This window comes from Reichenbachiella versicolor (assembly GCF_003171675.1).
Lineage (GTDB): Bacteria > Bacteroidota > Bacteroidia > Cytophagales > Cyclobacteriaceae > Reichenbachiella > Reichenbachiella versicolor.
Window position 1 is genome coordinate 384,302 of record NZ_QFZQ01000005.1, and the last position, 19,140, is coordinate 403,441.

General features: G+C 37.7%; 16 protein-coding genes. 12 read left to right on the plus strand and 4 right to left on the minus strand.

Annotated features, from left to right (window positions below; all coding sequences use genetic code 11):
• The first annotated feature begins 66 nt into the window (after window positions 1-66).
• The 5 genes from DKG80_RS12145 (at window position 67) to DKG80_RS12165 (ending at window position 6,412) form a co-directional block, all read left to right on the plus strand.
• Complete coding sequence (locus DKG80_RS12145) at window positions 67-420, plus strand: hypothetical protein (RefSeq protein WP_109831611.1); 354 nt, start codon at window positions 67-69, stop codon at window positions 418-420.
• Between the two features lie 124 nt (window positions 421-544).
• Entirely contained in the window at window positions 545-3,556 is a 3,012-nt protein-coding gene (gene secDF / locus DKG80_RS12150; protein WP_109831612.1) for a protein translocase subunit SecDF, read from the plus strand.
• Between the two features lie 148 nt (window positions 3,557-3,704).
• Window positions 3,705-4,115 (plus strand): hypothetical protein, encoded by a 411-nt coding sequence (locus DKG80_RS12155; protein WP_109831613.1) that lies wholly within the window; start codon window positions 3,705-3,707, stop codon window positions 4,113-4,115.
• A 249-nt stretch (window positions 4,116-4,364) separates the two neighbouring features.
• Entirely contained in the window at window positions 4,365-5,723 is a 1,359-nt protein-coding gene (locus DKG80_RS12160; protein ID WP_109831614.1) for an MFS transporter, read from the plus strand.
• A 179-nt stretch (window positions 5,724-5,902) separates the two neighbouring features.
• Window positions 5,903-6,412: a YfiR family protein gene (locus DKG80_RS12165; RefSeq protein ID WP_109831615.1), complete on the plus strand. Its 510-nt coding sequence runs from the start codon at window positions 5,903-5,905 to the stop codon at window positions 6,410-6,412.
• Window positions 6,413-6,528: 116 nt separating this feature from the next.
• Here the strand turns inward: DKG80_RS12165 and DKG80_RS12170 are convergent, their stop codons facing one another.
• A complete protein-coding gene (locus DKG80_RS12170; protein WP_109831616.1) occupies window positions 6,529-8,427 on the minus strand; it encodes a DUF4153 domain-containing protein in 1,899 nt (632 codons plus the stop codon).
• A gap of 191 nt (window positions 8,428-8,618) precedes the next feature.
• Between DKG80_RS12170 and DKG80_RS12175 the strand changes: the two genes are divergently transcribed.
• Window positions 8,619-8,987, plus strand: coding sequence for a hypothetical protein (locus DKG80_RS12175; RefSeq protein ID WP_109831617.1), 369 nt, complete (start codon window positions 8,619-8,621; stop codon window positions 8,985-8,987).
• Window positions 8,988-9,094: 107 nt separating this feature from the next.
• On the opposite strand, the gene DKG80_RS12180 is transcribed toward DKG80_RS12175, so the two are convergent.
• The 3 genes from DKG80_RS12180 to DKG80_RS12190 all read right to left on the minus strand — a co-directional run bounded on the left by DKG80_RS12180 (window position 9,095) and on the right by DKG80_RS12190 (window position 14,333).
• The gene (locus DKG80_RS12180) at window positions 9,095-10,423 is read right to left on the minus strand and encodes a sensor histidine kinase (protein ID WP_109831618.1); all 1,329 of its coding nucleotides are present in this window, start codon (window positions 10,421-10,423) and stop codon (window positions 9,095-9,097) included.
• Window positions 10,424-10,549: 126 nt separating this feature from the next.
• Window positions 10,550-13,369 (minus strand): DNA polymerase I, encoded by a 2,820-nt coding sequence (polA, locus tag DKG80_RS12185; protein WP_109831619.1) that lies wholly within the window; start codon window positions 13,367-13,369, stop codon window positions 10,550-10,552.
• A gap of 469 nt (window positions 13,370-13,838) precedes the next feature.
• Window positions 13,839-14,333, minus strand: coding sequence for a hypothetical protein (locus DKG80_RS12190; protein ID WP_109831620.1), 495 nt, complete (start codon window positions 14,331-14,333; stop codon window positions 13,839-13,841).
• A 117-nt stretch (window positions 14,334-14,450) separates the two neighbouring features.
• Here DKG80_RS12190 and DKG80_RS12195 point away from each other — a divergent pair, with 117 nt between their 5' ends.
• The 6 genes from DKG80_RS12195 to DKG80_RS12220 all read left to right on the plus strand — a co-directional run bounded on the left by DKG80_RS12195 (window position 14,451) and on the right by DKG80_RS12220 (window position 19,129).
• Complete coding sequence (locus tag DKG80_RS12195) at window positions 14,451-15,407, plus strand: M20/M25/M40 family metallo-hydrolase (RefSeq protein ID WP_245907003.1); 957 nt, start codon at window positions 14,451-14,453, stop codon at window positions 15,405-15,407.
• Between the two features lie 4 nt (window positions 15,408-15,411).
• Window positions 15,412-15,936, plus strand: a complete 525-nt coding sequence (gene hpt / locus DKG80_RS12200; protein WP_109831621.1) for a hypoxanthine phosphoribosyltransferase — start codon at window positions 15,412-15,414, stop codon at window positions 15,934-15,936.
• Window positions 15,937-16,053: 117 nt separating this feature from the next.
• The gene (locus DKG80_RS12205; protein ID WP_109831622.1) at window positions 16,054-16,626 is read left to right on the plus strand and encodes an adenylate kinase; all 573 of its coding nucleotides are present in this window, start codon (window positions 16,054-16,056) and stop codon (window positions 16,624-16,626) included.
• Between the two features lie 123 nt (window positions 16,627-16,749).
• A complete protein-coding gene (gene obgE / locus DKG80_RS12210) occupies window positions 16,750-17,745 on the plus strand; it encodes a GTPase ObgE (RefSeq protein WP_109831623.1) in 996 nt (331 codons plus the stop codon).
• Window positions 17,746-17,966: 221 nt separating this feature from the next.
• Window positions 17,967-18,557, plus strand: a complete 591-nt coding sequence (locus DKG80_RS12215; protein WP_162555853.1) for a peroxiredoxin-like family protein — start codon at window positions 17,967-17,969, stop codon at window positions 18,555-18,557.
• A 14-nt stretch (window positions 18,558-18,571) separates the two neighbouring features.
• Entirely contained in the window at window positions 18,572-19,129 is a 558-nt protein-coding gene (locus DKG80_RS12220; RefSeq protein WP_109831625.1) for an EF-hand domain-containing protein, read from the plus strand.
• Window positions 19,130-19,140: the final 11 nt, after the last annotated feature.

Here is a 19,140-nt window from a genome sequence, read left to right on the forward strand (position 1 = left end):
ACCTGTAAACTTTGATTCATTGGACATCAGAACTTTAAAAGTTAGTATATACATTTGTTGCGCTTAATGAAAAGGCTACAAAACATAGTATCATTAAAGTCACTGATCATCATGATCGGGCTAATCATTGCTATTCTAGTAATAGGTCAGCCATTCTTGACAGAAAAGTCTGATTTGTGCGACAAAAAAGTCGAACAATCTGATGACAAATCTGAAACAAATGATGAAGCTGTCTCTAGTCTTGAAGCGGTTTCACCCACTCACCAAGTCCAAGATGTATCGACAGCCTATTACATTTTGGATGAAGTTTTTCTTGACGAAGAGGTTATTCATGAAAAAACCTCTGCTTTCATTGAAAAGGTTCGCACTAATCTAATTCGTGTCCTTTTCAATTTCATTATAGCCCCTAACGCACCTTAATTAGTCCATAACTCACGGACTGAACTCAAAAGATTTTCAAAGAAATACCTCAGACAATTGAGGTCTTATGCTGTTCACTGACAGCTACAAATAATTATCAACACATTTTTTTAATTACTATACAATGAAGAATAAAGGCGGAGTGGTCTTTTTGACCGTAATCATCTCCCTATTATGTATCTATTATCTCTCTTTCACATTCGTGGAAATGAGAATTAATGAACAAGCTACTGAAGCTGCTACAGTAGGAAACACTACTGACTACACTAAAAAACAACAATATCTTGATTCAATTTGGCAAGAGCCAGTTTATAACCTCTTTGGTATTGATTTCACATATCAAGATATCAAAGAGACTGAGCTAAACTTAGGTCTCGATCTTAAAGGAGGTATGCACGTGACTTTAGAAGTTTCTCCTGTTGAAATCGTAAAAGGTATCAGTGGAAACAGCTCTGATACTGACTTTTTGAAAGCTCTTGATATGGCTAAGGCCAATGTAAAAGGGACTCAATTGAATTACGTTTCTGAATTCTACAAGGCATTCCAAGAGGTAGCTCCAGGAAAATCTCTTGCAAGTGTATTTGCTACCGCGGCTAATAAGGGGAGAATCAGCCTTAGTACTTCTGATAAAGAGGTTCTAGATATGATCAATGAAGAGGTAGATGACGCTATCGATAGATCATTCAACATTCTAAGAACTAGAATTGATAGATTCGGTACTTCTCAGCCTAACATCCAGAAACTACAAGGTACTGGTAGGATTCAAATTGAACTTCCAGGTGTAGACAACCCTGAGAGAGTAAGAAAATTATTACAAGGCGTAGCAAAGCTAGAGTTCTGGGAAGTGCATGAAATGCAAGAAATATTCCCTACGCTTCAAGCCATGAATGATAACTCTGTGAAAAATGCTCAAGCTGCAGAAGCAGAGATTGCTCAACTATCTGCTGACGAAGATGCAGAGCCTGTTATAGAAACTGAAAGTGAAGATTTAGGAGATCTTTTAAGTACTGATGAGTCTGATTCATCTGCAGAAGGTGATGACTTAGCTGCTCAATTAGAAAGCGATAGTAGCACTGCGGCTATCGATTCAGCAAACCTCGCTACTCAAGTTTCTCCATTATTCAGCCTATTGAAAGCTCAATATGGATTGATTTACGATTTAAAAGATACTGCTCAGGTAAACAGAGTAATTGACGCTGCTCAAGCTGCAAGAGTCATCCCTTCAACTATGAAGTTCATGTGGGATGTAAAGCCAATGAAGAATCAGGATGACTTCAGTACTGATAAATTTATCCAGCTTCATGCTATCAAAATGAACAGAGGTGGTAAAGCTCCATTATCAGGTGAAGTAATCGTTAATGCTTACCAAGACCTAGATCAAAGATCTGCTCCATCTATCAGCATGAGCATGAACGCTACAGGTGCTAAGAAATGGAGAAAACTGACTGCTGCTAACATCAACAGAAGAATTGCAGTAGTATTGGACGGATATGTTTACTCTGCGCCTAACGTACAAGGTGAGATTCCAAACGGACAGTCTCAAATCACTGGAGACTTCTCTCTAGAGGAAGCACAGGATTTAGCTAACATCTTAAAAGCTGGTAGTCTACCTGCTCCTACTACTATCGTAGAGGACGTTGTGATCGGACCTACTCTTGGTAAGGTCGCTCAGAACCAAGGTTTCCTTTCTATTGTTTGTGGTCTAGGTATCGTGATCGTATTCATGATTCTTTACTACTCTAAAGGTGGAGCTATCGCTAACGTAGCATTATTCTTCAATGTATTCTTCATCTTAGGCATCCTAGCACAGTTGAATGCTGCGTTGACGTTACCTGGTATAGCTGGTATCGTATTGACTATAGGTATGTCTATCGATGCTAACGTGCTGATCTTCGAAAGAATCAAAGAAGAACTAAGAAACGGCGCAGGAATCAAGCAAGCTATTTCTTCAGGTTATAACAAAGCATTCTCTTCTATCGTCGATGCGAACGTGACTACTTTCTTAGTAGGTATTATTCTTTACACTTTGGGTCAAGGTCCATTGAAAGGATTCGCTATTACATTGATGATCGGTATCGCTTGTTCATTCTTCTCTGCAGTATTTATCACTAGAGTGATCGTAGAGTGGGCTAGCAAGAAAGGCGATGACAGCAAAATTTCTTTCGCTACTGGTATCGCTAAGAACTTCTTGACGAACCTAAGCGCAGACTTCATTTCTAAGAGAAAATTCGCTTACCTATTCTCATTGATCTTTATCGGTATCGGTATCGTAGCAATGATTGGAAAAGGTTTGACTTATGGTGTTGACTTCACAGGAGGTAGATCTTATGTAGTTGCTTTCGAAGAGCCAGTAATATCATCTGACTTGAAAGTAGCACTTAGCAAGACTCTAGAAGGAAAAGGTGTAGAGGTAAAAACTTATGGTGCTAATAACATACTGAAAGTGACTACTTCATACATGATAGACGATGAATCTGATGCCGCTGATGCTCAAGTAAAAGAAATTGTAGTAAAAGGTATATCTGAATTCACTGGGCTGTCATACATCGAAGATGATACTAAACGTGGAGCTGATGAATTCACGATCGCTAGTTCATCAAAAGTGGGAGCTACCATTGCAGACGATATTAAGAATGCATCTTTCGAATCAGTAGTATTCGCGTTGATTGTAATCTTCCTATACATCTTAGTTAGATTTAGAAAATGGCAATTTGGGCTTGGTGCTATTATCGCACTATTCCATGATACTATGTTCGTATTGTCTGCATTTGCTATAGCTAACGTATTAGGCATCTCATTTGAAGTAGATCAAGTATTCATCGCTGCGATGTTGACGATCATAGGTTACTCAATTAATGATACCGTAGTAGTATTCGATAGAGTAAGAGAAAATATGGGTTTAAAAGAAGGATCAGAATTGAAGCCAGTCTTTAATGAAGCTCTTAATAGTACGATCTCTAGAACCATGATCACATCGATTACGACCTTAATTGTAGTTATCGTATTGTTCGTAGCAGGAGGAGCTGTATTAAAAGGATTCTCTTTCGCATTGATCGTTGGTATCTTAATCGGTACTTACTCTTCAATCTTTATTGCTACCCCTGTTGTAATCGATTTCAACAGTAAAAAAGCATAAGTCTTTTATAATAAATAGACGAAGGACATAAATTCTATTGACTTTAGTCCTCTTTAAACGCCTGTGAAGTTTAATGCTTCGCAGGCGTTTTTTAGTTTAGAACCATCCATGAATAAAACCTTATATTTAGGAATAAAATCAGGACACTATGAAACCAATCCTAAAAAACATTCTAGCAGTTCTAGTTGGGTTGCTTTATGGAAGCGCTATCAACATGGCTATAGTTACGGCAAGTAGCTATATAATACCTCCACCAGAAGGAGCGGATATCACGACAATGGAAGGCTTAAAGGAATCTATTCACTTATTCCAGCCGAAACATTTTATTATGCCATTTTTAGCTCATGCATTAGGAACTTTAAATGGTGCAGTTGCTGCTGCATTAATAGCTACAAATCGAATGACTATGGCTATAGTCGTCGGTGTGTTTTTCTTGATTGGTGGGATAATAAACATCATGATGCTCCCTAGTCCACTCTGGTTCAATTCAATAGATTTGATCTTTGCATATATCCCAATGGCTTGGTTAGGAGGAAAAACAAAAGCCAAAATATTCTAGTGGTTGCTAAACCTATAGCCCATATTTTACTTTAAGTAAACAAACAGAAAGTAATCGAATTTTTATATCACTCCTTCGAATCAAAAAAAGCAAATATTAAACCCCTACAAAACTAAGTAGTTTAATTCGTTAATTACGTAAAATACTACGTATTAACACTTGCTTTTACTCACTTTATGCTTTCATTTGCACAACGAATTTTACGTAGCACAGTAGAATTCTTAGTTTACTAAATCAAAGCCCATAATTATGGATACTAATTTGTCGCTTGAAAAAGCAACACGAATCAACTTGTTCGATTTTAAGTCGGTTCAAATGAGAACCTTTCACTTATCATGGTTGGCTTTCTTTCTCTGTTTCTTTGGATGGTTTGCTCATGCACCATTAATGAACTCTACTATTGGTCCTGAAATGGACCTCACGAAAGCACAAAAAATCACAGCTTTCATTGCTTCTGTAGGTGTTACAATCTTTGCTAGATTATTAATTGGTAGTCTTTGCGATAAAATCGGCCCTAGAAAAAGCTATACTTATTTATTACTCTTCGGAGCTATAGCTGTTGCTGCATCTTCTTTCGCCTACAACTGGGAAACGTATTTAATCTCTAGGATGGCTATCGGTGTAATAGGCGCTTCATTTGTAATTACTCAATACCATACAACTAGAATGTTTGCTCCTAACGCAGTAGGTATTGCAAATGCCACTACTGCTGGTTGGGGTAACCTAGGAGGAGGTGTCACTCAAGCTGTAATGCCATTAATCGCATCTGGCATGTTGGCTTTTGGGTTTGCGGAATCAGAGCTATCAAAATGGAGACCAGCTATGTTTGTTCCGGCCGCAATAATGTTGATAGTAGCTTACTTATACTGGAAGTTTACTAAAGATACTCCTAAAGGTAACTTCGATGAAGCACCTGAAGAAAGGTCCGTAAAGAAAGAAGGTGAGTCAGGACTATTTATGTCAGCTGTAAAAGATAAAAGAGTTTGGATTCTATTCGCAATCTATGGTGCTTGTTTCGGTCTTGAGCTATTCGTAAATGGAAGAGCTGCAACTTATTATCAAACCAAATTTATGCTGAATGAAACCACGGCTGGATTGATCGCTGCCTTGTTCGGTTTAATGAACCTGTTTGCTAGATCAACAGGAGGATATCTAGGAGATAAATTCTCTAGAACTGGAGGACTAGCTGGTAGAGTAAAATGGTTAGTTCTGGTACTTTTAGCAGAAGGGGCTGCTTTGGTTTTATTTTCACGAATGGATCTGTTAGGACCTGCCATTACTACAATGATTATTTTTTCACTTTTTGTGCAAATGGCAGAAGGCGCCACGTATTCAGTAGTTCCGTTCATTAATAAAAAATCACTTGGAGCAGTTGCGGGTATCGTCGGTGCTGGTGGGAATGTAGGGGCTGTAATCTATGCTCAGTTCTTACTGAGAAGTGGTTCTTCACTACAGGATAGTTTTATGTACTTTGGATTGGCTGTTGTAGCAATTAGTCTTCTTGGATTCGGTATCAAATTTTCTAAAGATGATGAAGAAGCGGCTATAGAAGAACAAAAACGACTAGAAGAGTTTGAAAGTAAACTAAAATTAAAGAAAGTAGCTTAGGCTATAAAAGACTTACATGATAACATGAAGACTACTCAATCGAGTGGTCTTTTTTATTTCCAGACCAAAGAATATATACTTGCGGCCTTTTAAGTGATTTACCTATTATACTCTTTACGGAGTTACTCTATTGACGAAAAACCTAATAAACGTGAATTTTACGTTACAAATCAATAACAATGAAAAAAACACCTATTAAATTGGCGCGTCTATCCCTTATTGTGCTCATGTTGTGCACAATCTCGTTCTCGTCAAAAGCACAAAACTTAGATAAGTATAAAGCTCTGCTTGTATACAAAGTATCTGAGTACATTATATGGCCTGAAGAAGACCACGTAAAGAAAATTGGCGTATTCAAGGATGCAAGTATTTATAAGGATATAATGTCTTATGCTAGTAAGCGTGAGAACCTTGAAATAGTAACGCTAACTAGTGTATCTGATGCAGTGAATTGCGATATGGTATTCATTTCTACTGCTCATAACAAGGAACTTTACAATTACGCTAAAGGCATAGATAAGAAGAGTATTCTACTTGTAAGTGAAACGAAAGCACATATTCAGCGAGGTGCTGACTTGGTGATATATGTAGAAGACAATAAGTTAAAGTACTTATATAATGAGTCTAAAATAAACTTCAAAGGTCTTTCAGCCAGTAGTAAACTATCATCGCTAGGACAAAGTATTTAGTTTAGTCGAATCATCATCATTCTATAAAGCACCTGTTGGAATCAATGGGTGCTTTTTTATTAGTTGAACGGTTTACCACTCTTTAAAAAACTTATTTCGTATAATAACCAATCCATCTAAGGATTGTCCTCTATACCAGAAAGCTCTTTGATCAGTAAATAACCATTAAAAGAATTAACTTTTAAAACACCTGATTTTCGTTCTAAATACAAATGGTCAAAATTGATTCGATATTCAAAAGATTTAGTTCGTCCTTCTAGTATCATATGACTCGGATCAATAGCTGAATTATAATCATTGCCATACTTAGATGATAATTCATTTGCCAATGAATCAAGAGGCAAACTTGCACTATCGTTTAGAGACTCAATCTTCATAGAGATACACCCTTCACAGTCAAAGGAAATAGTATGCTCGACATTATTGACATTGATTGACTGTGTCTGTTTGCCATTACCTAAATACAATTGACCCAAATTGATTAAATAATCATATCCTGAAATTTCAAGAAACTTGTCTTCATCATTTACCCAAAAAGAAAAGTAGTTGTAATCGTTATTGTATAAGTAAACTGCATTCAATCCCAATGATTCCATGTAAATCTTTGCCTCATTAATATACCTATGAGAATCTGCTGAAATACTTATGAGAGAATCAAGATTTTGATTGTAAATCGACCTTATACTCACAAAACCATGATGATCATCCAAATAGTTTAAAATGGAATACACTTCATTACTCAAAGAATCAGAAAGTGACGCTTTAAGTCTATTACTACCTACCTCAAGATAAGAATCACCCCTAAATTGCCAAGTCGGCTCAAACTTAGACTTATCATTTTCCAATAGATCATTTTCCTTCAAAATGGTCATCAATCTACTAACTTGACTTCTTTCGCTGTATGAAAACATCCCCCAAGGACCAAATGACACTAAAACTAAAATGATGGCGAGTGAGACTGGAATAAACTTGATATTAGTCTTATTAATTGAAAAATAAATTGACACTAGTGTCAGCCAAACACCGAGTAAAACAATCACATATCTGTTGATCGTCACACCATAATCTGAAATTCGCATTCCTATCGCTATGAAAAGAAGAATGACTAATGGGAACAGCAAATAATAATAGACTTTCGAAAACTTCTTAATCCACCCATTCCCGTTTTGAAATCCAAAAGGATGAATCAGGAGAAAAGCTAATATACCTATCACTGACACGACAGAGATTAGATAGGAAACTATTCCTTTTGGCCAATTCCATAGACCAATGATCTTAACACCATATGCATACAATATGATGATATAGAGTATTAGCAATGGCAACAATATATATTGGGTAAATATTTTCAGCCCTTTCGGGTACGAATAATCCTGTTCCAGCGCATCAAAGTCAGTCGGAATGCCAGACAAAAAGAACCAAGTATTGAACAATCCTACAACTAAGAAAAAGGTGTCTAGATACTGCTCTTCATCGATATCCATCCCAAAAAGTGTATCAAGGGCAAAAAGGGCCAATACTAATCCCAGATAAAGCGCTAAAGAATACAAAATCGAGGTTAGAATTCGAAGAAAAAGAGACTTATTATAGTTCCAAAAACCATTCAGCTGCTTTGTCCTAATGTATGGTATAAAAGATACTATGAGATGAACGATCAAATTGAAAATTCCATATCTAATATAAGGCAGAGAAGTGTTGTGAGTAACTTCTCTATCTGGAAAAGAAAAATATATCAGCACCAAAAAACTTATTGCAGCCCCATAAGTCAGTAATTCATATAGCCTATTATTTAAATACTTCTCTTGAAAAATATTAACACAAAAAAAGAGAGGTATACCAAGTGCTGCTACCAATAAAGAATTGATAAACGGGAAATAGTTATCAATACTATCCTCATATTCTACCATATAGATGCTAAGAAGTGATCCAATGAACCCACAAATAATAGAAAGAGGAAACCTTTTGAAAGAAGCTAGTGATGCTTTGGTCAAATAGGAAATAGATGGAAGTTTCATATGTTATAGTTTGAGCTGAATTTAGTGATTTTTTGTTCAGAAACAGCAATATGTGTTATAGCTCTTAATCAGATGTTTAGGAGAATTTCATAATCTAATTGCGGTATTTCTTAAATGCACTAAATAGACTGGAAGATGGTGGTTTCAGCCATTACTTTAGTAGAAAAAGTCAGCAATCGAAAAATTTAGTCATGATCAGAAACGCGTTTAAAATCCTATTAGTTGTTCTCTTATTTTCTAGTTCTTGGGTCTATCTCGTCTCTTTAGGAGATAAGGATATACGTCAAGGAGATGCATTGATCGTATCACAGAAAAGTGAAGAGATCACGCTCAATTGGGAAAACGCTATAGATGACACTACTGACAGCTTTGTATTGTTTCGCTATGACGAATCCAATGAAGCTGACATACTGAAACAAATAGAATCAGGACATCAGTCAATGTTCAACTTTACCGACCATCCTGCCGTAGCTGGTATATATCGATATGAGGTAATGAAGGTCAATATTGATGGAGTTTATGAAAGTTTTGGTGAGGCTACAGTAGAGTATTCATTGTAAAAAAATTCATATAAGTTCATAATTGAGAAGCTCACAGCAAGCAATTTGTTGTGAGCTTTTATTTTACTATTTCTCTGGTCAAACCTCCTATCTATGTTCATATTTCGTCATGTAGCAAGCTCAAACTCTATGGCAGTTCCCTTGTTCACTTCACTAGAGATCCGCATGGTCGAACCATGTACTTTGAGCAATGATTGACATATCTTAAGTCCTAGTCCAGTACCTGATTCCATATTAGTACCTTTTCTTGAATTAAAAGTAGATTCTAAACGTTTAACTCTAACTTCATCCATCCCTACACCATGGTCTATCACATAAAAACTAACTCTTCCTGCCCCTGAAGAACTCACCTTCAGTTCGATTGAACTTCCTTGTTGACTAAACTTCAAAGCATTGCTAATTAGATTTCTCAATACCGCCTTTATCATATCAGGGTGACATTTGACTTGACTGACTTGAATTTGGTAATGAAGATCAACACCCTTTTTAGTCAACTGATCATTGAATATAAAACTTAAATCTTGGGCAGCTTGATTCACATCCAAACTCGCCATCTCAATATTTACAGAACTTGCTTGACTCTTAATCCAGACTAATATGTCGTTGATCAGAAAATCGACCATTAACACCTGATCATCCAATCGAGCTAAGAAATTCCTTGATTCTTCTTCAGTGATTGACTTACTTTTTGTTAAATCTAAAATAGCTCGAAGGTTGGCAATAGGGGATCTCAAATCATGCGCTAGCACGGAAATAATATTTTTTCTCAAATTGCTTTCTTCATTGACTCGATCCAGACTCTTATTAAGCTTTTCTCCCTTTTTCTCAAGCCTATTGGTATGCAAAAAATCAGCTCGTTGATAATGTTCAGTTCTATACTTTATCATCAGGGTACCAATGTAAGTCATACCATGAATCATGAGGTAATTGATCTTAGTAGTCACTGTAAAGGAAGGCCACCCCAAAAAGATCAAAATTGTAGTTAGTACCACCATAGGTAGCGTCAAATAAAGTAGATGCTTGTAAATGATCCCTGAGAAAGAATAACAAGCCACTATCACTACTAAGAAGATACTGACCATTCCCGACCCGTCACCATCGTTGATTAGCAATAAGGTCAACTGACTAATCATTGTGAACAAAAACAGAAATATTCCTAGCTTAAAAAAACGACCTACTCCATAGATATGCCTTGAAAATAAGAGGTAGAGAATCAAGCAAACCGGTAATATGATATAGCCTTGGAATTTAATTGAATCCATACCTCTATCTGTCGGTAACCACATGTCCCTAACCACATAGATCGAATTGAATAAAATCAATAAGACGATAAATCGCTTTATATAGATGAGCTCAAGAGAAACAAAGCGTTGGCGAAATTCTCTTTCAATATTTTCATCCTCAAATACTAGGTTAAATGGGTTTATTGGTTTCATAGGCAGGTGAAAACCATCAACTATTTACTTATACTTTAATTTAATAAAGTTTGACAGAATTCCGTAACCTAAATAAAACTCTCCAACAAATGGGGCAGAGAATTAAACCTAATCAGCTATCTACGATTAATGAGCTTCTAACCAATTCATCCCAATTCCCATACCTATCTCCATAGGAACTGGAAGTTCGATTGCATTCTTCATCATTTCTTCTACGTTGGATTTGAGCATGTCCAATTCATCAATATGTGCATCGAATACCAATTCATCATGTACTTGCATGATCATCTTCGACTTGAGATTTTCCTCCTTCATCCATTTATGGATATTGATCATTGCGACTTTGATCATATCAGCGGCACTACCTTGAATAGGAGCATTGATGGCATTTCGCTCTGCAAAGCCTCTCTGTACAGCATTCCTAGAATTGATATCGCGTAAATACCTTCTTCGTCCCAAAATAGTCTCTACATACTCTAGTTCCTTAGCCTTATTGACTTGATCATCCATGTAAGACTTTATTTTAGGAAACTCAGTGAAGTATGCCTCAATTATCTCAGCTGCTTCTGTACGGCTGATGCCTATATTCTGAGATAATCCAAATGCAGAAATTCCATAGATCAGTCCAAAGTTGACCTCCTTAGCCTTGCGGCGAATGTCTGGAGTCATTTCTTCCATAGGCACTTTAAAGACTTTGGATGCAGTAGTTGCGTGAATGTCTCTTCCATTTTTAAAAGCATCAATCATATGTTCATCTCCTGCAAACGCAGCTATAATACGAAGCTCAATTTGCGAATAATCAGCAGCAAACAATTTATACTCTTCGCTTCTAGGTATGAAAGCCTTTCTGATTTCTCGCCCCTTCGCTGTACGAATAGGAATGTTTTGAAGGTTTGGATTGTTAGAACTCAATCGACCTGTAGCAGCTACAGCCTGACGATAATCTGTGTGAATCAACCCATCCTTAGAACTGATCAATGCTGGTAATGCATCCACATAAGTAGACTTGAGCTTTTGGTATTCCCGGTATTCAAGAATCTTAGCTGCTATTTCATGTTCATTAGCTAGTTTGGAAAGTATTTCTTCACCAGTAGCGTACTGGCCGGTTTTAGTTTTCTTAGGCTTTTCGACAAGTTTCATCTTCTCGAAAAGTATCTCTCCAAGTTGTTTAGGTGAATTGGTATTAAACTCTTGACCTGCTAGTTCAAAAATTTTATCCTGAGCCGTTACAGATAGTCCGTTGAGGTCTTTTGACATTTCTCCCAACACATCGGTATCAATCTTCACTCCCGCATACTCCATATCAGCCAATACGATGCTCAATGGCTCTTCTACATCATGCAGAAGTTTACCTAGCTCCTTAGCTTCAATCTCCTCCGAAAGTTTATGCTTCAGCCTAAGCGTAATGTCTGCATCTTCACAAGCATAGTCAACGACTTCGGACACCGGAATATCTCGCATGTTTTTCTGGGACTTGCCTTTACCGATCAGGTTCTCAATCGGAACAGGTGTATAATTCAGATACACTTCAGAAAGCACATCCATCTTGTGGCGAGTTTCAGGATCTATTAAATAGTGAGCTAGTAAAGTATCAAAGAACTTACCCTTTACTTCAACACCATAATTTTTCATCACCTGAATATCATACTTAAGGTTCTGCCCTATTTTAATGATAGTATCATTTTCAAGTACCGATTTGAACTCGTCAGCTATAGATTGAGCCTCCTTCTGATCAGCCGGAAACGGAACATAATATGCCTCCTTAGCTTGATATGAAAAGGCTATACCTACTAATTCAGCTTCTTCAGGGTTAAGACTAGTCGTCTCTGTGTCAAAACAAAACTCATTTTGAATAGATAAGAAATGAACCAGAGACTTCCTCAATTCAGGGGTATCTACTAAATAATAATCATGTTCAGCATTTGTAATATCTTCTTTTTCTTTTGGGATTGAAACTTCCTCCTTTTCTTCTTTAGGCGCACTCCCAAATAACCCCAATTGAGATGATGAGGCGGTAGCTTTTTTAGTAGCCTTGGCAGTAGAAGTAGACGTCTCAGATCCTCCTTCATCTCCAAAAATTCGCTTAAGTGTAGTCCTGAACTCTAGTTCCTCGAAAATCTTAGTAACCTCCTCCTTATTTGGTTCTTTATGCTTCAGAGCTTCTTCGTCAAACTCCAGTGGAACGTCAATTTTGATAGTTGCCAATTCTTTAGATAGAACACCTTGCTGTCCAAACTCTTCAACTTTCTCCTTCATCTTCCCCTTCAGGTCAGCGGTATTCTCCAGCAAGCCTTCTACACTTCCGTATTGCTTTACGAACTTGATAGCTGTTTTCTTTCCCACTCCTGGGATACCGGGAATGTTATCTACAGCATCTCCTTCTAGCCCAAGAATATCCCTCACCTGATCTACGTTATCAATCTCAAACTTGGCGAGTACCTCAGGAATTCCTAATACATCGACACCATTACCCATGTATGCAGGCTTATAGAGATAAATGTGTTCCTCCACAAGTTGAGCATAATCCTTATCTGGAGTCATCATGAATACTTCGAAATCTTTCCTTGCCGCTACCTTAGCAAAGGTTCCTATGATATCATCAGCTTCATATCCATCCAGCTCTAATACGGGAATATTGAACGCCCCTAACATATTTTTAATCACTGGAGCCGCCCACCTGATATCTTCAGGAGTTTCATCTCTATTAGCCTTATATTCAGGAAACTTTTCATGTCTAAAAGTCGCAGCTTTAGTATCGAATGCTACTCCAATATGAGTTGGCTTCTCCTTTTTTAATATCTCCAACAGGGAATTGACAAACCCAAAAACAGCACTGGTATTCTGGCCTTTAGAGTTGACACGAGGGTTCTTACTAAACGCGAAATGCGCTCTAAATATTAAAGCATAGGCATCTAGTAGGAATAGTTTCTTTTCAGGTTTGCTCATGGGATTAAAATTTGTATCTGATTCGAATTCGCTAAGTTAGTAACAAGGCAACTGCGAGTGAACTTGTTACTAAACTAAAAACCTAGCTAAATATGGAAATTAGAAATTCTAATATAGAGTCAGAAAAATACTATCACTTCTCGGATAGAGATATAAATGGAAAACCCCTTTTCTAAGCAACCGTCCAATAGAGTCACTACCATGTACTAGGGAGCTCCGACCATGTACCAGTCATCCACCACCACGTACTAGAGACTGCCGACCGTGTACTTTTGATTGCCAACCATGTACAAATGATCTACTACCATGTACTAGAGGCTACCGACTATGTACCAATGACAGACGACCATGTACTAGATACTCACGACCACGTACCAAAGGTCGCCAACCATGTACAAATGACTCACGACCACGTACTAGAGATTGCCGACCATGTACAAATAACTCACGACCGCGTACCGACGAATACTTACAAGAAGAAATCCACAAACCCTGAAAGGGAGTCCAAGACATCGTCTGCAAATGGTACTAGGTCACTAGCAAACTTCACTATCCAAGTGATCGGGTAAGTCTCCACGATACAAGCTATCCACATCCATTTGAAGATTTCACTTTTCTTACCTCCAAATGCATTCGCTAATACTGCACCTCCTATTGGCATAAATAATAGAGGAGTCAAAAAAGCAATACCCGGGACTCCATACTTTTGCCATATACGAACGTATCGCCGTGTCTTTGGAGAAAACAACTTCTTCTCTTTCTTTTTCATCAAACGTTGAGAGTAGTGACGAATTGGAGTACCAAAAAACGTTACAATGTAAATGGCAGCCATCATCCCAAGAATCGTCAGCGTAGCAGTCATAAATACACTGAATTCAAACGAAGTACCTAGCAGCACCCCAAAGATGATCTTGAAAGTACTACCGAGAAACACTATGAAACACTTGATGATATATTCTTGCATGAGTTGACTTTCAGATGATCCCTTTCGAATCGGGGAGGCAAAAGTAAATTTCGTATTTGATTTAGACGAAAAAGCTAGAGTTTTGTGGCACATTATTATTGTCATATTCTCAACTCAATGACGAATCACACAGATATGATAGAAAAAGATCTCAATCTTATCCAAGACTTAGTCAATGTCTTCGCTCCTTCTGGGCGAGAGTCAGCAATGAAGGAATTCATTATTGATTTTGTACATACACATCAAAGAGATTGGAAAGTAAAGCCTGAAATCATAGAAGGGTCAGAATTTCAAGATTGTGTTATGTTGAAATTTGGCCAACCAAGAACCGCCGTCTTTGCTCACATGGACTCTATCGGATTCACCGTTCGATATGAAAATCAATTAGTGCCTATCGGTAGCCCTGATGCAGAAGATGGATATGAACTGACTGGCTCAGATAACTTGGGGCTTATTGATTGCAAGTTGGTCACCAAAGAAGATGAAATGGGTAGAAATCATCTATTTTATGACTTTGGTAGAGGTATTCAATCAGGAACAGAACTCGTATTCAAATCTAACTTTAGGTCTGAAGGAGACTATATACAATCATGTTATATGGACAATCGTCTTGGCATTTTCAATTGCCTCAAGATCGCTGAGGACTTAGAGAATGGTATCTTAGTTTTTTCTACAGGTGAAGAACATGGTGGTGGATCAGTACCTTTTTTAACCAAGTATATCTATGAAAAACTAGGGGTAAAGCAGGCTTTGATTTCTGATATCACCTGGGTGACCGAAGGTGTCAAACATGGTGAAGGCGTTGCCATATCGATGCGCGATATGAGTATTCCCCGCCGGTCATATGTTGATAAAATCATTGAACTTACTAAAGAGTCTGGCGTATCATATCAAATCGAAGTGGAAAGAGCTGGAGGAAGCGACGGACGAGAAATCCAATCTTCACCATATCCAGTTGACTGGTGCTTTATCGGAGCTCCAGAAGACAATGTTCACTCCCCTAATGAAAAAGTACACAAAGCTGATATTGCAGCTATGGTGGATTTGTACAAATACCTTTTAAAGAATCTTTGAAAAGATGAAAGTATTAGATAAAGAATTTGAGGTCATGATGACCCAGGAAGAAATCGACTCTCTAGTAAGTGACTTGGCCTCTAAACTAGATACAGAGTACCAAGGCAAAGACTTAGTCATCGTCGCTATTCTCAATGGATCATTTATATTCGTTTCTGACTTAGTAAGAAAAATGAAACTCGATCCAGAGGTAATATTCTTAAAGTATAAATCCTATAAAGGCACTAGATCAGGAGAGGTAAAAGTTCAGCTTGAGTTAGAAGATGATATTGAAGACAAGCATGTTCTCATTCTTGAAGATATAGTTGATACAGGAAAGACTATTGTTCGAATCTCTCAGGATCTTAAAGAACATGAACCTGCTAGCTTGAAATACGGAACGCTCTTTCTCAAACCAGATTGCTACAATAGTGAAGTTGAACTGTCATTCATCGGCAAAGAGCTACCCAACAAGTTCGTCTTAGGGTATGGTATGGACTACAATGGAAAGGGCAGAAGTCTGAATGAGCTCTATCAATTAAAGGACTAATAGATTTTCGTATCTTTGCGACCCTAAAAATGGCTAATAGCTCATCGGACTCGATGTGTAAGAGTTTGCATCAGCTATTTCCAAAAAAAATATTTCAAACTAACAGATCAGAAGAAGATGCTTAACATCGTATTATTTGGACCTCCTGGCGCAGGAAAAGGCACTCAAAGTGAAAACATTATTGAAAAATTTAACTTAACTCACCTTTCTACAGGAGACCTTTTTAGAAAGCATTTGGGCGAAGGAACTGACCTTGGTAAGCTTGCTCAAAAATATATGGACGATGGTAATCTTGTCCCTGACTCCGTAGTGATAGACATGGTAAAGGACAAAATCGCAAGCACTTCTGGAGCTAAAGGGTTCATCTTCGATGGTTTTCCTAGAACCGTCCCTCAAGCTGAAGCGCTAGATACTATGCTCAAAGAATTCGACTCAGACATCAGTGGTATGATTGCTCTTGATGTACCAGACGATGAGTTAAGAACTAGACTTCTTGAAAGAGGAAAAACTTCAGGTAGAGCTGACGATCAAAACGTGGACAAAATCAACAATAGAATCCAAGTCTACAAGGATGAAACTATTCCGGTAGCTGAGTTTTACGAAAAGCAAGGTAAATTCAATAAAATTCATGGTGTAGGTAGCATAGAAGGAATCTTCGGTGAAATCAGCACTGTGATTGAGAAGCTTTAAAAAATTACAATTTGTCATTTCAAGAGAGTGAAGAATCTATTGCTAAGCATAGATTTAGTGAAAACGATAATCTCTTCATTCTCTTAAAATGACATTTTTGTTTGAACAATTATCCAATTAAAAATGTCAGGCAGCAACTTCATTGATCACGTACGATTTTGTTCTCGCTCAGGAAAAGGCGGAGCTGGAGCAGTCAGCTTTCGTAGAGAGAAGCACGTACCAAAAGGAGGGCCTGATGGTGGTAATGGTGGCCGTGGTGGGCACATCATACTTCGGGGCAATAGACAACTTTGGACTCTTCTCCATTTAAGATACCGTAAGCATGTTATCGCCACAGACGGTGGCAATGGTGAAGGCGGCATCAGATCTGGTGCAGATGGTGAAGATGTTATTCTTGAGGTACCATTAGGTACTGTAGCTAAGAATGCCGAGACAGAAGAAACTATAGTAGAGATACTCGAAGAAGGTCAAGAACTTATTCTAACCAAAGGTGGTAGAGGTGGACTTGGTAATCACAATTTCAAGAACGCCACTAATCAAACGCCTCGCTATGCTCAACCTGGTGAAGAAGGGATAGAGGAGTGGATTCTACTGGAACTAAAAGTTCTAGCTGATGTAGGACTTGTTGGTTTTCCAAATGCTGGTAAATCTACTTTACTATCTGTAGTGTCAGCAGCTAAACCTGAGATAGCTAATTATGCATTTACCACACTTGTTCCAAACCTTGGTGTGGTGGGCTATCGTGATCACAAGTCGTTCGTAATGGCTGATATTCCAGGGATAATTGAAGGAGCCTCTGAAGGAAAAGGAATTGGTTTAAGATTCTTAAGGCACATCGAACGCAACTCTACGCTTCTGTTCATGATTCCTGCAGATACTGATGATATCAAAAAAGAATACGAAATCCTCCTCAATGAGCTGACCGAATTCAATCCCGAATTACTCGATAAACAACGCATGCTGGCTATTACAAAATCTGACATGCTTGACGAGGAGTTGATGAATGAGATGCAAGCGGAGCTACCTGTAGGAATCCCCAATATATTTATATCTAGTGTTACTCAGTTCAATATTGACAAATTGAAGGATATGATCTGGGCTCAACTCAACAATGATTAAAAAGCTCCAATTCGATTATTTATTTTAGTGAAAACCGTTCTAAAAGCCTTATCTGAACATTGAATACTAATATTCTCCATATTATAGACTCTTAGAGTTAACTATTACTCGAGGATCAATCAGGTAGTCTTATTGTGCTAAGTTTAAAACTTGGACATGCATTTTGTTCACTGTACTGTTAGAAAAGAGTATCTTAGTCGTTATTGCAAATAAATTTGATTGTGAATAAAAGAATACAAGCATTTTTTGTCATCGCTCTGCTTTCATTAAGTATATGCAACGCACAAAACCCTAATTCTAATTTTAACCCAGGAGATATTGTTCCTAATTTCACAGGAACTGACCAATTCAATAAACCATTTGAGCTGTATAGTACTTTAGAAAAAGGCCCAGTAGTTCTTATTTTCTACAGAGGCTATTGGTGTCCGTATTGTAATAAACAACTTAGTCAACTCGAGGACTCATTGAATTTCATTACTCAAAAAGGGGGTACTGTCATCGCAGTCACTCCTGAACAACCAGAGGGAATCGAGAAAACGATAAAGAAAACGGGTTCTTCATTCAAGATAATTCATGACAAAGACTTGAAAATTATGAACCTTTACAAGGTTGGTTTTTCGATTAGTGAATCTTTAAACAAGCAATATCAAAAACACGGCATTTATGTCGAAAGAAATAATGGATCTAATGGTCCAAATCTCCCTGTACCGGCAACCTATATTATAGGAAAAGATCAAAAGGTACTTTACACCTTTTATGATCCCGACTATAGAAAGCGAGCCACCGTAGGAAAAATTTTGGATAACCTTTAATAAGCAAAAACAGTATGCTTTCCCCACTACAAATAAAGAAACAAACTCACTTTTTCAACATCTTGGATTTTGATCGTAGCGGTACGATCGAGGAAGATGACTTCGAAGCCATTGGTGATAATCTCAGCATTGTCAGAGACTTTGATATGGACACGGTCGAGTATGAAACCGTAATGAGACTCACCAAAGGTATCTGGGGTAACCTAGTTCCATTCGTAAAGGGCACTCAGGGTACTCAAGAGCAATGGCTTCAATTCATGACAGTGCTACTTGCGGATGAAAATGAAGATAAATATGACAAGTACGTTCGTCAGTTTGTTTCAACTTTATTCAAACTCTTTGATATTAATGAGGATGGGTATATTTCTCAGACTGAATATATAGACCTATTCATTGGACTGAGGATAGAGGTAAGGTTTGCTCCTAAAGCCTTCCGAAACCTTGATACTAATAACGATGGAAAACTTTCTCATGATGAAATCATCCAATCAGTAGATGAATTCATGAAAGACTCAGACCCTAAGGCACCAGGTAACTGGCTTTTCGGAGACTGGGAGGGAACGGTAGTTTAATTTCTCTAAAA

Bases quoted from the DNA above. Each gene is read 5' to 3' on its own strand.
- DKG80_RS12175 (WP_109831617.1), top strand. From the start codon at position 8,619: ATGATCAGAAACGCGTTTAAAATCCTATTAGTTGTTCTCTTATTTTCT.
- DKG80_RS12190 (WP_109831620.1), bottom strand. From the start codon at position 14,333: ATGCAAGAATATATCATCAAGTGTTTCATAGTGTTTCTCGGTAGTACT.
- secDF (WP_109831612.1), top strand. From the start codon at position 545: ATGAAGAATAAAGGCGGAGTGGTCTTTTTGACCGTAATCATCTCCCTA.
- DKG80_RS12160 (WP_109831614.1), top strand. From the start codon at position 4,365: ATGGATACTAATTTGTCGCTTGAAAAAGCAACACGAATCAACTTGTTC.
- DKG80_RS12155 (WP_109831613.1), top strand. From the start codon at position 3,705: ATGAAACCAATCCTAAAAAACATTCTAGCAGTTCTAGTTGGGTTGCTT.
- polA (WP_109831619.1), bottom strand. From the start codon at position 13,369: ATGAGCAAACCTGAAAAGAAACTATTCCTACTAGATGCCTATGCTTTA.
- DKG80_RS12170 (WP_109831616.1), bottom strand. From the start codon at position 8,427: ATGAAACTTCCATCTATTTCCTATTTGACCAAAGCATCACTAGCTTCT.
- obgE (WP_109831623.1), top strand. From the start codon at position 16,750: ATGTCAGGCAGCAACTTCATTGATCACGTACGATTTTGTTCTCGCTCA.
- DKG80_RS12220 (WP_109831625.1), top strand. From the start codon at position 18,572: ATGCTTTCCCCACTACAAATAAAGAAACAAACTCACTTTTTCAACATC.
- DKG80_RS12195 (WP_245907003.1), top strand. From the start codon at position 14,451: ATGACGAATCACACAGATATGATAGAAAAAGATCTCAATCTTATCCAA.
- DKG80_RS12205 (WP_109831622.1), top strand. From the start codon at position 16,054: ATGCTTAACATCGTATTATTTGGACCTCCTGGCGCAGGAAAAGGCACT.
- hpt (WP_109831621.1), top strand. From the start codon at position 15,412: ATGAAAGTATTAGATAAAGAATTTGAGGTCATGATGACCCAGGAAGAA.
- DKG80_RS12165 (WP_109831615.1), top strand. From the start codon at position 5,903: ATGAAAAAAACACCTATTAAATTGGCGCGTCTATCCCTTATTGTGCTC.
- DKG80_RS12145 (WP_109831611.1), top strand. From the start codon at position 67: ATGAAAAGGCTACAAAACATAGTATCATTAAAGTCACTGATCATCATG.
- DKG80_RS12180 (WP_109831618.1), bottom strand. From the start codon at position 10,423: ATGAAACCAATAAACCCATTTAACCTAGTATTTGAGGATGAAAATATT.